This is a genomic window from Agrobacterium rubi TR3 = NBRC 13261 (genome assembly GCF_000739935.1).
GTDB classification, from domain to species: Bacteria; Pseudomonadota; Alphaproteobacteria; order Rhizobiales; family Rhizobiaceae; genus Agrobacterium; species Agrobacterium rubi.
Map to the genome: position 1 here is coordinate 76,675 of NZ_BBJU01000024.1, position 13,249 is coordinate 89,923.

9 protein-coding genes and 1 pseudogene are annotated in these 13,249 nt (G+C 50.0%); 7 read left to right on the top strand and 3 right to left on the bottom strand.

The window, feature by feature from the left end; genetic code table 11:
* Positions 1 to 559: 559 nt before the first annotated feature.
* On the bottom strand, positions 560 to 1,276 hold the full coding sequence (locus tag RRU01S_RS18210; protein WP_045231701.1) for a RolB family protein: 717 nt from the start codon (positions 1,274 to 1,276) through the stop codon (positions 560 to 562).
* 1,054 nt (positions 1,277 to 2,330) lie between these two features.
* Here RRU01S_RS18210 and RRU01S_RS18215 point away from each other — a divergent pair.
* Positions 2,331 to 3,902: a hypothetical protein gene (locus tag RRU01S_RS18215; protein WP_045231702.1), complete on the top strand. Its 1,572-nt coding sequence runs from the start codon at positions 2,331 to 2,333 to the stop codon at positions 3,900 to 3,902.
* Positions 3,903 to 4,357: 455 nt separating this feature from the next.
* Here the strand turns inward: RRU01S_RS18215 and RRU01S_RS18220 are convergent, their stop codons facing one another.
* The gene (locus RRU01S_RS18220; RefSeq protein WP_233283094.1) at positions 4,358 to 5,023 is read right to left on the bottom strand and encodes a RolB family protein; all 666 of its coding nucleotides are present in this window, start codon (positions 5,021 to 5,023) and stop codon (positions 4,358 to 4,360) included.
* Between the two features lie 771 nt (positions 5,024 to 5,794).
* Here RRU01S_RS18220 and RRU01S_RS18225 point away from each other — a divergent pair.
* The 6 genes and pseudogenes from RRU01S_RS18225 to RRU01S_RS26840 all read left to right on the top strand — a co-directional run bounded on the left by RRU01S_RS18225 (position 5,795) and on the right by RRU01S_RS26840 (position 10,635).
* A complete protein-coding gene (locus RRU01S_RS18225; RefSeq protein WP_045231703.1) occupies positions 5,795 to 7,060 on the top strand; it encodes a glycerophosphodiester phosphodiesterase family protein in 1,266 nt (421 codons plus the stop codon).
* 864 nt (positions 7,061 to 7,924) lie between these two features.
* Entirely contained in the window at positions 7,925 to 8,209 is a 285-nt protein-coding gene (locus RRU01S_RS18230) for an agrocinopine phosphodiesterase (protein ID WP_010974926.1), read from the top strand.
* Positions 8,202 to 8,657, top strand: coding sequence for an inositol monophosphatase family protein (locus RRU01S_RS18235; RefSeq protein WP_045231761.1), 456 nt, complete (start codon positions 8,202 to 8,204; stop codon positions 8,655 to 8,657). The genes RRU01S_RS18230 and RRU01S_RS18235 overlap by 8 nt, the downstream gene beginning before the upstream one ends.
* 36 nt (positions 8,658 to 8,693) lie before the next feature.
* A complete protein-coding gene (locus tag RRU01S_RS18240) occupies positions 8,694 to 9,221 on the top strand; it encodes an NUDIX hydrolase (RefSeq protein WP_045231704.1) in 528 nt (175 codons plus the stop codon).
* A 23-nt stretch (positions 9,222 to 9,244) separates the two neighbouring features.
* Positions 9,245 to 9,880: pseudogene (locus tag RRU01S_RS18245) on the top strand (sugar phosphate isomerase/epimerase family protein); the annotation flags it as partial.
* A 71-nt stretch (positions 9,881 to 9,951) separates the two neighbouring features.
* On the top strand, positions 9,952 to 10,635 hold the full coding sequence (locus RRU01S_RS26840; RefSeq protein WP_421721600.1) for an autoinducer binding domain-containing protein: 684 nt from the start codon (positions 9,952 to 9,954) through the stop codon (positions 10,633 to 10,635).
* A gap of 510 nt (positions 10,636 to 11,145) precedes the next feature.
* Here the strand turns inward: RRU01S_RS26840 and RRU01S_RS18255 are convergent.
* Positions 11,146 to 13,200, bottom strand: a complete 2,055-nt coding sequence (locus RRU01S_RS18255) for a virA/G regulated protein (RefSeq protein WP_045231705.1) — start codon at positions 13,198 to 13,200, stop codon at positions 11,146 to 11,148.
* Positions 13,201 to 13,249: the final 49 nt, after the last annotated feature.

Sequence of the window (13,249 nt, forward strand, 5' to 3'; positions counted from 1 at the left end):
TTTCTGTCTGTTAAACTACAAACAGGACCCGTTACTTAACTATTGGATGAGCGTAGGGCCGTTTTTTCGATAATTGACATGTGAATGACATAAAGCAGGTTTCGAGCTTATCGAGGTGATCCTTATCGCCACATTGTCAAAAAGCATCCACCATAGTCCTATAATTGCTGACAGACACGTAGCGTGCCTCCCTGGCTCATCGCAAAATTGAGGCTTGTGCCTTCGCTTGGCTCGTGACGAAGCCAGCTTTCGATGCCCGAAAACGATGGCCCACATTGTCTCACGAATCATTACGATTCTGTCAAAAAAATACGCTGTTTCACCAGGATGAATTTTCAATTTGTGTAAAATCTGTTCAATAAATAATACTTCCTCAAAGATGTTTCAGAAAAGCATCACGGACTTATTTTTATCAAATTATTTTTATCGCATTCTTATCCTTGCATGAAACATGCATCCATATCATTACATGTCTCATCGGGAGATACACAGTGGCACTAGCATGGTTATATTGATCCCATACACTAGGGTTGTTTTCTATCCATGAATAGAAAACAGATTAAGTGCTGATAAGGTTCTGTAGTTCATCGAAGCTGAGATTTGGCAAACCAAATTCCTCGTCCGACTGGGAGAACAGCGTCTTCCCCACTGCGACGATGTCGTATGGGATTATGTCGTTCTCTTCTCTACTGAAAACGACAAAATGCTCCTCCGCGCCACCACGGGTGGTGATTTTGGACATGCTGATCGTGAATTTCTTACTGGGCAAAATGGCCACGAAGCAGCTTACGGCATGCGGCATGCTATAGGCGCCTGGCAAGATACTGTTGAGTACGTTCTTGAGCTCCTCTGCTGGAATATCCGTTCGGTATGGTGGGAGTGATGAAGCCAGCACAAATTTGCGATAGCACCGCAATAGGGTTTTTCCTTCGACGTATTGCGATAATAAATTCAGGGAGGTGTAGATGTAGATTGGTGAGTCATGTTGGCAAATTCTATCTGGCTGGACGGCGCCAGGAATGCTGCAACACGGCGTGAAGACACAGCTTTTGATTGCGCGCAGAGTCTCTTCGTCTAGGCCGGATTCGGAAAGGACTCGGACAACCCACGATTGCTGGAAGGGGAGAATCTTTCGAGTGAGGAAATCCCTATAATTTGCGACCGCCGCGCATAGGCTCTGCTGAAGTTCTTCCAGGGAGGTGTTTGCGAACAAATCAATTGTCGGAAAAACGGGGCGATCATCCCCTGAGGGTATCATATTTTGATTGTAAGACATTAGTGAGGTGTGCATGGCCGAAGGCTAATGGCCCTCTATTATAACACTCACCTGCCCAGTGATTGTCAAACATCGCAATAATGAAAGATTAGGTTACTATTTCGCTCGTGCCGCACTTGTCAAAGTGGGAAGGAGCATATCAACATTTTCAAACGCTTGTTCCCAGAACACCGACGAATTCATTTGACCGTCACCAGAGCTTTGATGCTACTCAGATATTTGGGCACCGCGATGGGACCCGTGAAACAGCCTGGGTCCACTTTTGAATTGCGTTGCTCCTGAACATCATACCAACTGCCACGATAAGGACTTGTTTTTCACACTTTCGTGTAAATCAATAGTCAGCAATCGAACCTGCCGACAAATTTGAAAATCTCTCAACAAGTCTCCCAATGAGGTGAAACTGCTGTGTTCGAAACACGGAAGCAACCATGTTTCGGTTGGGTTGGAGAGGTTTATCTTAGCGACTCTCTTTCAAGAACGCGTCCCATGCCATACAGCCAGTCATTCAGGCAACGTCGCGCAGTTTGTCATTTCGCCCTACAATCACAGCGGCGCTAGAGGAAGCGACAGATTTTCGAATGATAGCTGGCTTTCCGAGAGTCGAGTTAAACTGTTGATGTGGGTTCTGCGTGCCAGATTGAATATTTCAATTTCATTGATACAGTTAAATATTCCGCGTATATGCCTCCCCTTTCCTTTAACGTTATGAACGTGCTGTTATACCATTCCAAATGGAAAAATACAAATTCGCTGAAATACCAACAATTGAAATTCATTGAATCGCACTTGGCTCTATAATATTACACGATCCGTCGTACAGATTAAGTCATTGGCATCATTATTAGGCGAACGGCACATTTTCTTTTCGAATAGAAAACTCGTTTTCCTTTAAAAAAACAACTGACTATCGTCTAGTCGACGCCGCTGCTTTGACTTATAGGCCAAAACAGGACCGAGACCCACGCGGTGCATTTTTATTCGGTGGATCCGAGCACAATTAATAAAGGAGCTTTTGCATTCCCTGGATGCCTCAAGCTGTGCCAAGTTATCAATGGAGAACCAGAACACTCCGGTTGAGGCGATAGAAAGAAAGCTCAAAAGCAGCTGGCTTCACTCCCTCCATGTCAGAAAAATCCTCCCTTCACCCTTCTTGGGAGGACCTTACTCTTACATCACTGAGGAAACCGATGTCGGCCAAGAAGCAGACTGCATTCGAGGCCATTCCGTCACTCCACTGCCAGAAGATGAAGGCATGGTATCACATCATATGCAGCAGGTCTTTTGTTCAACGCACCAGCCAGCGGCCCATGACCATGTAGATGCGTTTGCTTTAAGAGCAGCACCGGAACCGGCCGTCATTCCTGATGAAGATATTGCCGACAAATCTTATCGTCCATTCGCCAGTTCGGAGAACAGCTTGACGGATATCCTCATGCGCATGCCCCTATCCACGCGAAACGCTTGGGCCACTCAAGCGCGCAAGGAAAGAGACGACGCCTTTCGAGTTATTCTTGAACTCCCCAGCCTGCCCAAAGAAGTTAAAAAGTACCTGCGTCGCAGCGCGCAATCCATTCAAACGCAAGAAATGAGGTGGCAACTAAAATGCCACCTACCCCTTTCGGAGAGGGGTCTGTTCTGGCTTTGGTTGGTCATAATGCAGTTGGCGGTTGTCCTGCCCGACATAGTATCTGCCTCACTTGGAGCGGAAGTTGCCGTCTTGCGCTCTGGGCCTATTACTCTGCAAACACAGCTTATGGTGCTTGCGATTTTTGATTATCCTTGGGCGGACACGAGGCTCGCCGCTCACCTGGCTTGCGAAGTCTTCCTCGGAGGATTGCCAGTTTTAATTTTTGGCTTATTCGCCATTGCTATGCCCCAACATGAGGGAACCACATTTCACACCGCCAAAGATGTAGCATGGAAGGCGTCACTATGCATTCTGTGGCAAATGCTGATGCAGAACAGGAAGAACATCCGGGATTTATTAAAATACTCTTTCTTGCGGATGAAAAGGATTTCTACAGCTCAGAGTTCCGATTTCACTTCTGAATACACAAGATTGAGGAATTCCAGCACCATCATCTATTCCTGGCTCGACACCTTTGAGGTGAGTAACCGTCTCCGTATTCAGATCGGTTACCACAAACAAGACCATGAAGATGCCCTGAGGGTTCTCCGGTGGGTCGGCCATATTGCCGACGATAAAGACCGCAATCCTCGGGGAGGCAAAGCAGGCATACTAGTAGCAATCCTGACGATGGCTGGCCTGATATGCCTCTCTACGTTTCCAACCGATGCCTATTCAGGCCTTATTGCGGCGGCCAATCTTGTGCCGTTAGCTGCGCGGGCCGCTGTTGACGTTATGGATAATTCGCAAAGCTCGCACGATCTGTTGCGCCTTTTCACCGCAACCGCCGGCGTAAGTTTTCCAAGCACTTTATTCGTGCTGGGCAATTCGAGTTACTGGCTTCTGACGAAAAAATCTTTTCTTGCTGGGTTCGCCAACATTCATTTCTGGATAGCCTTCGTACTGATCTTTTTCCTGAGCCTTTTTCCCAAACTTTGGGGGAGACTATTCATGCACGTTGGCTCGAGACTCCTCAATGATCGTTCAGGAGCTTAATATTTTGTTGGTCCACTTCACCTGGAGGGAGAAAAACGCGTGATCCAAAAAAACCACCGCACAATGTATCTTCACACAAAAGCATCACGGCAGTCATTCACGTTTTAAAAAGATTCTATTATTACTTTACATATACGGAGCTCATTACATCTTCCTCTAAGAGAAACTGTCATTGCATCAGCATAAAAGCGTCTTGTTTATGGGCCGTTGCTCATCTCATTATGATTACATAACGTTATACGCAATACAAAAATCCATATGCAAAAGACATACAATAAAATAAACACCCAGCGTACAGATCATAATACGCAGATTGAAAATCTGACATTACAATTTATTTATAGTGAATCCGCGGGCAAAAAGCCGACCAAGCGTAAGCGCCATTAGATATATTCGGACCTTTTAACTTCACTCCCTTTCAGCCCCAGATATTGGGCCAGTAAACTCATTTGCCATCAAAATAACAGCTTGAGACGGTAATTGAGAAGCTTCAACAAACAATTTCTGAGTTTCTCTTTACGGCTCCTATCTTCAAAAAGAGCCCGCCCCACACAAAGTATTTCGCAGCAAAAGGCATCCGTTTGCGACGGTGCCAAGAAACTATAGATACCATTCTTCGTGTGCCAATAGCTCGACTCCTGAAGCGAACTGGTTGGCAAGAATGCGATGTATGCATCCAAATCGTTCTTCCCGCTGCAGGTATTCACACAGGCCTGATTTTGCCAGACACTCATATCATCTCTCGTTACCCCCTCAGCATAGGGTGGAACTGTGCAAATCACCACGCCGCGATTCGAAATGCCCTCATAGAATCGTTTGGTTGCACAACTTCTCATCTCTTCGAACGAGCAATAAACATACATCGGAGAACCTTTGAGTATCAGGTTCATCGGCTCGAGTGTCGGCCCATGCAAGCAGGGCGCGTCTGCAAAGCGATTCAGCGCGTCATCAATGTCAGAATCTGGAGAGTTAAAAAGATTGGCGACTAAATCAACCCAGGAGCGCTGCGCGGAGGCAACCGTGTTCTGCACGAAATAGCAGTAATCTTCTTCAGCTACGCTCAGGACGGGTTTAAGTACCTCCCGTTCTCTTATCTCCCAGGTATCGACTATGTCGAACACGGGTCGTTCGTAGTACATTCTGCACTTTGGAGGTGCTTCCCAGGTCCCCCTGCCAATCTAGCGACTTTAACTGCAGAGCGCGCGTCCGTAAAGTATGAGGCTTCTATACACTGCCGCAGATAATAAAAATTAGTAATGTCGGCAAAAATACAGGGCCTCTAGAATAATAATTCAACCATAACGCAATAATTTCAAGAAATTTCCTTAGTCATAATAGCCGATATTATAATATTAGTCTCTTCTTTATAGGCATCATCCTTTTATAATTATGCACCTCCATCTGCCGACAGCGAAAACGTGTTTGTACTAACATCAAATGATAAACGTGCTCCTATATAAGAAATACTTTCGGCGGCCTAGATTGAAAGAAGTCAGACCCGTCGAACAGTACGATTTGAAAATTCTGGTATCCACTGCCATTGCGGCCGACACTGACCTTAGCTTTCAAAAAAGGAGCGGGATTCCCGCGCATGCTTATATCATGATGAATTTAAGACGCTATTCCTCAACTTCCAGCTGGCAGTCTTGTCTTATACATTTAAACTGGGCAAACGACCTGTGTAGCGCTTGCTATAACAAACTAAACCGCGCTCTTTCTGTGCGGCTGCGATCATTCGGTACCCTCCTGCTCTAGCCCGAACCGACGTTTCGAACACACGCTTTTCTCGAAATATGGATGTAGGTTCATCTTTTTCTTTCTTTTGATTTCCGGTTCATTCCGAGTTTTTAACCGGTTTTTTTCAGGTACTCTGTCAGCGCAAACCCTTCCCAGTGAAGGATACAGGATGGCCCAGGTGGGAAATCCAGTGGGATCTCCCAGCAGGCGTAACTTCAGACGAGGTGCTTGCTCGTCATTCGGTACCACACCTTCTTGAACGCCTTGAAGAGCAACTGCCCCTTCAAGTCATAGAACACCGGGGCATGTACAACTTGGGGAAGGGCGTACAGGAGTGTACCGAAACCTCATTACTGACTGCCCTCGGAGGGATGGAACGGCGAAATCTTTCTGAATTGGATACGACACTAACTTCTGACAATTTGCCCGTTGTGTCTCACGACTTCAATACCTGGCGGATTTCCACGTTACCGGATAGACTGATCCGAGAACTCCATTCAGCAGATGTTAAGAATATACCGGTGATCATTCGAGAGGTTTCAAATGGTGAGATCACAGAATCATACACCGTAACAAACGACATCATCCCTTTTCTTGAGCCTCTTTTGGATAAGGTTTTCGACGTCAATCCAGGCGCAACCTTCTTTTTAGATGGTCGCGACTTTGAAGCCCACATTATCACTGCTTGGCTAAGCCGCCGTCCGAAATACCGTCAACGTGTGGTCCTTCTCTTTTACACCTTCGAGTACTCCAGCGGCGAAGCGTTCTTTGACGCGGTCAAACAGGTTAGCCCTGAGCCTGATTGGAGGGAAACCGTCGCGCTCATGCCGGTGATTTTTCCTCAAGAACTTCCGAGGTTGGCAAAACTGATCGATCTTAGCGACATCGCCGTCGAGGACCTTTATGAAGGCGGCAAAATCTGGATCGATTCGATGCTCAGGCAGCCGATGAGAGTGGTCGCAGTTCACATTGTGATGGCCAGGGTAAAACCTGAGCAGCTGGGCCTCTGTGACAAACCGGAAATCGTTAGAGCCTTCAACGCAGATTACGCCGCAGTACGCCTTGCCTATTATGTGAAGGACAATCCAGAAGTGCGAAAGATGCGTCCACACCTTAAGCTGGCAACTGCAACAAGATGCTACGATTTCTCCGCTCAACTGGAAAATGGCGAGAAAGCAGAATTTTCAATTAACATCAGGACAGGGAGACCGATGCCACGCGAGACAGATGAACGAAAGTACATTCGCCGTGGCTATGGAATACCCGGCAATGCAGCAGCGATTGCCGACTGGGTTATATCAGACCGATCTGAGGATGAGATGTCATTCTGGGAATGGCGTAACAAAGGCGTTCCCCGCAGGGTTGATCACCACTGCCCCCATCTCGACGTTATAGAGCAAGATGGAAAATCTGTACCGTGATATTATTATAGAATCCCGTATATCAGACATAGGAAGTAAATTATGTTATCTATCTATTCTCTGTAATATTGAATTACTTATATAATTTTCATATTTTATAATAGTCTATATATCTTGGTATATAAATGTATTTATAACTTTAAATAACTCGTAAAATAATTATAACTGTAATGACTCCGCGCAATATTTACACATAGACACACACATCATCTCATTGATGCTTGGTAATAATTGTCATTAGATTGTTTTTATGCATAGATGCACTCGAAATCAGCCAATTTTAGACAAGTATCAAACGGATGTGAATTCAGTACATTAAAAACGTCCGCAATGTGTTATTAAGTTGTCTAAGCGTCAATTTGTTTACACCACAATATATCCTGCCACCAGCCAGCCAACAGCTCCCCGACCGGCAGCTCGGCACAAAATCACCACTCGATACAGGCAGCCCATCAGTCCGGGACGGCGTCAGCGGGAGAGCCGTTGTAAGGCGGCAGACTTTGCTCATGTTACCGATGCTATTCGGAAGAACGGCAACCAAGCTGCCGGGTTTGAAACACGGATGATCTCGCGGAGGGTAGCATGTTGATTGTAACGATGACAGAGCGTTGCTGCCTGTGATCAAATATCATCTCCCTCGCAGAGATCCGAATTATCAGCCTTCTTATTCATTTCTCGCTTAACCGTGACAGGCTGTCGATCTTGAGAACTATGCCGACATAATAGGAAATCGCTGGATAAAGCCGCTGAGGAAGCTGAGTGGCGCTATTTCTTTAGAAGTGAACGGTTGACGATATCAACTCCCCTATCCATTGCTCACCGAATGGTACAGGTCGGGGACCCGAAGTTCCGACTGTCGGCCTGATGCATTCCCGGCTGATCGACCCTGCCGCTATTGCCCGCCAGGCCGACCTCGATGCGATGAACATCGAGATATACCACTTCGCCAGCGGCGAGGCGCGCCAGCTTCGAGACAAGGGCTTCGCGGCATTCTGCTACCTGCCAGCCGGACATCATGAAAAGCTGATGCAGTACGGCATCAATGTCGAAGCTCAGGTTATCCAGGGAATCCGCGACGGGGAGCTCGACCAGTTTCTCGGAGACGATGTCGCACAGGTTGCAAGGCTGAAAGAAGAAGCAAATGGCTGATCAGAATATGCCAAAGTCTGCCGAGCAGGATACCGCTGCCATTGTCGAGAAGATCGCCCGCAAAGCCGGCGAGCGTGCCCTCGATCACTTTCGTTCCCTGTCGAGCCTTCCCGTCGAGACAAAGGGACACCTCGACCTCGTTACCGAGGCCGACAAGGACGTTGAGGCATTCCTGATTGGCAGCTTGCGGGAGGCGTTCCCCGATGATGGCATCATGGGTGAAGAAAGTGGCGAGATTCCTGGCGCCTCCGGGCGCGTGTGGGTCATCGATCCGATCGACGGAACATTCAACTTCGTCCGCGGCGGCCAGAATTGGGCGATCTCGATTGGTCTGTACGGGAACCGTCGTCCGTCATTCGGCGTGATTTATGCACCTGTTCGAGATCTGATTCTGGTCGGCGGCAAGACCGTTCCAACACGGTTGAACGGTCACCCGCGCCAGGGATGACCGCTACGCTTTCTCAATTCGAGGGTGGATCACGCCATGCCCGGTGAACCTGCAGGACAAACAGCTTTAGCACGACTGGCAATGGTAGCTGACAAGCTCTGGACCGGCGAAATCAGGACCCAGTACGCCGCTATTTGCTATCGGCGAACCGATGACAGTTCAGGCCCAATCGAGGTTCTCCTTATTACCAGCCGGGGTACCGGGCGCTGGGTCATACCCAAAGGTTGGCCAATGGCGAAAAAGAAGCCGCATGAGGTCGCAAGCCAGGAAGCCTGGGAGGAGGCTGGTGTCCGGGGACGCGTCCGAAAAAAGGCTTGGGGTCATTACACCTACGTGAAGAGGCTTGGTGACGGCGAGTTCATTCCGGCAATGGTCCAGGTCCATCTTCTCGATGTCCAGCGGATGGAAGACGACTTTCCGGAACGCCATCAACGCGACCTTCAATGGTTCAGTCCCCGTCTGGCGGCATCGGCGGTCGGCGAGCCGGAGCTACGCGGCCTCTTTGCGAGGCTCGAAGAACGAGAAATCCAACGGGCCGCCGCCGTCGCCTCCAAAGCGGGTTAAGCGCCTCAGAACTGGAAATCATTATGAACAATATTATCGCAACGGGCTTCAATACGGCATCGACGGACGGCGAGCTTGACAGCCTCGAGAGAGAGCTGCGCCGCCTTGAGGCAATCGGCGTCGACACGGTCGAACTCGCCCTTTCCAGCCTCGATCTGATCGCGGGTGGCCGCATCGTCAAAGAGCGTGCCGATCGGCTCAGAACCCTTCTTGAGACGTTTTCCTTCCGCTATACCGTGCACGGCCTCGTGTCCTCGAACTTCATGGACCCGGCAACGCGCCGGCACCAGGTCGATGCTGCAAAGGCACTGGTCGAGATTTGCGACAGCATCGACGCCCGCGTTCTCGTCCAGCACGCGGGCTTTCTGCGCGCCGATCAGATCGCTCAACGCGCCGGCGCTGACGAGCGTCAATGCGAAGCGCTGCTCGAATTGGGCGAGCATGCCAAAGCGTACGGTATTCGCATCGCCTTTGAGAATATTTTCACAACGGAGCCGGGCCAGTATCGTCAGACTCCGGCCGAAGTTGCCGCAACGGTGAAAGCCGTCAATCATCCGGATGTCGTAGCCCTGATCGACTTCAGCCACGCCTACCTGGAATCCAACTATCGCGGCCTCGATTTCCGCGATCAGTTGCGCGCCATGGCCCCGGTCCTTGGGGCTCCCGGTCGCCGACTGTCGAGGCGGACCGCGACGACAAGGATAGTTGTAATCACAGATGGGGGTATGGAATGCAGCACTGGCTGGACAAGTTGACCGATCTTGCCGCAATCGAGGGCGATGAATGCATCCTGAAGACCGGGCTCGCGGACTTCGCCGAGCATTTCGGCTTCACCGGTTTTGCCTACCTTCACATCCAGCACAAGCATATCATCGCGGTGACCAACTATCACCGCGAGTGGCAATCAACCTATTTCGACAAGAAATTCGACGCCCTCGATCCGGTCGTCAAACGCGCAAGATCCAGGAAGCATGTCTTCGCATGGTCGGGGGAGCAGGAACGGCCGGGGCTGTCGAAGGAAGAGCGCGCCTTCTATGCGCATGCGGCCGATTACGGCATCTTTGCGCAGCTCATTCTTGACCAATGCCGCCAATCCATCATGACCTTTACGGAAGTCGACCGGCTTGGTCGCGACCATGATCCGTACGCGGTTCGACGGAAAGATCATGCCGGAACCGCGCAGGCACGCGCAATAGCGGCAATGCGGGCGGCAGACGCACCTTCTTCCAGGCGGATGGTGACAGCGCCGACGATGATCTCAGGGCGGCTAGTTTTATTGATCAGCGGCTCCGCAACGGGTGGATCGATGACTACCGCTGCGAACTCCACTGGGTCATCGGGTGCAGGTAGAACAAGCTTGCCCTGCCGCGCCATCGTTCGCCAAGTCGAAAGGCGGTTCGCCCGCAATCCATAGCGCTCGGCGCCCTCATTCACCATCGCGCGCCAGGTCTCAAGCTTTCCGAAACGATCTGCGCCTTGACCTCGTCCGGCCAATGCCGGTGAATCTCACGTCCAGACTTCCTGGTTGTGAGAAACTCCAATGTACTCTCCATGGAGAAACTCCCGTTGCTCGTCCATGGAAAGCCGATCACAGATTAGGGCGGCGAGAACAACGGGGGGGGTAGGACATCGGTTACGCTGAAGCCCTGTTTTCCGGCATAGGTATCGCGGGGCCGCACGACACGGCAGGTGGGCTTTGATGAGACACTCACGGCATTGCTCCTATGGGCTGGCGGTTCAACATAGCTACATTGCAAGCTACACAAACGTTCTCGCAGAGTCATCTAATATGCGTAGAGGCTGCGCAGCGGGATGTCACAACTCTGAACTATTCCTCGAGCATCACCTCGAAGTGGTGTGTTCCGCACATCTTGGCCTGTTTCAATCAAGCCACTGGGTGGACACTTGAATCGGTAATTTCATTCTAAAGTGAAAGCCCTCCTGACATGGAGCGCTCTCGGCTCCGTGAGCTTTCCAAAACCCTCGGTCGCTCATGATCCGCCTTCGGCAAAGGACCCGGTAATGGCACACTAAGCAGTTCATTCAGTAACGCTTGCTGTTCCGAATTTGTCAAATGGTCGCCTTGCATCGAGAGTTCTGGTCGTGTTTCTGAGACGCGCGACAAGCCCGGTTCGCCAAACAAAGCCTGCGGATCAAAGCGCTCACTTGTCGCATTGGTCGAGTGATCGCGTTCCAAAGGCCCTTGCGAATGTTCATCGAACACACTCTCCGACACTGAACTCGTTCGCACCAGGCTGTCTCCGGAAGCTCCACGGAGGCTGTCCTCAACACGCCCGCCTGGTGCGCCATGTACTTCCAAAGGCGGCGGGACTGGCACGCTATGCAGGAAACTCAAGAGCTCTTGCTCGTTTGGATCCGACTGATGATTATTGATCGGAAATAAGGACATCGGCGGCGCTTGGGAATCCGTTCTGCCGACCGGCGATTGCGGATCGGCGGATGGGTTTATCGAGGCCCGCCGCAAACCTAACATCGTTATTCTTTCCGGCGATCCGGGAAACGACATCTCTGTTATTGACCGGCTTGACCGGAAGAGATTTCCCCGCCTCTCACTGAGGTTTTTTTCCTCTTGCTTTTCCCTTTCATTATCACGCTGGAGATTGACCGCCACTGGCCCTTTTTCCGACTTAGCGCCTTCCCTTGGAAAAACTGGATCTAAGGCACGCACATTTGACGATGGAGGTAGTGTTTGGGAACCGACCCGTCGCTCGGAGTTCGGTTGCCGAAACAAGGGTGAATTTTGTATAACGCCATCAAATCGTCGGTCTTTTGCAGGCACAACCCTAGGCTCAGCCTCATCACGACGGCCGTCTCTAAGAGAGTTGACCAGATGCGACTGCGGCGCCGAATCCACATTTGCCGTCTCCCGTGGAGGCGATCTAGGGATAACTGCGCGCTCTTGCCAAGCCTTCCTATGCTCAATGGATTCCGAATTTCGCAGCTTCTGAGCGTCGTGTTCTTGTTCACTTAGCGTCGTCAGTTTCCGACGAACCGTCACGCCGAGTATCTTTTTTGAGACTTTTTTGATATCAGCGTTCAAATACGCTGTTTCACTCTTGTAGATCTTACCGAACGTATGCTTGGTGCTCGTCAATTGCCCGCTAGCCTCATCGTAGACAGCCGATCGCTTGTTGAAGAGCCGTCGATGACTCGATATATCTCGGCCAAGTTCGTTGCCCTCTGTGTCTAGCAGGGATCTATAAGATTTGCTGAATGCGCCACCAAGTTTTCGAATCGTCGTCTGAGAGGTCTGACGATCCACGGCTTTCGTCGAATTCTTGGAAAAGCCGAGACGTTTGCTGCCGATGAGCTCGAGGTTGCCTTTTTCGTCCCGCTCAAAAGTTTCCTGCTTGGAACCTTTTCGACGGGTTAGTTCACGAAAAAGCCGGTTTTCCGGTCCGCTCCGGTAGGGTGTGCTGACCTTCTCGGAAATAGGTTGAAATAGCCGATTTCGGTTGACAAACTGCGTGCGGAACAGCAGGCCATTTTCGTCTCGTTCCCATTTTTCTTCAAAGCGTCCGTCTTTGTATTTCACATGCTTCGCGCGAAGTGTACCGTCCTCGGCATAAAGATGGCTGCTAACGCTCCTCCAGGTCTTCTTTTCGTGGAGACCCAAGTAAACATTGCCAGTCTCTGCGTTACGCTTCAGAACCTTTCTTGTTTTTCTTATTATACCATGCTCGCGCGTTAATTCTTTTGGGCTGTCGACCCGAAGCTGTTTATTTCCAAGCATTTTATAGCTTATTTCGCCTCGAAAGCCGTCTTCCAGCTTGTCGATTATCTGCATATCGGCGACATATTTTCGCTTCTGGTCCGGCGTTTCGAGCCGGGCTAGATTCCTTGTTGCCTCCTCTTCAGTAAGCGAGGTTTTACGCATTTGCTTAGAAAGCCGCTTAGCAGAACGGCGCATGTCAGCCGTAAGCGACTTCGCGACACTCTTCTTCGTCGTGTCGACCATTGTTGAATCCTTTCAAATGCATATTTTGAACTAAAGGGCTTCGTCACTG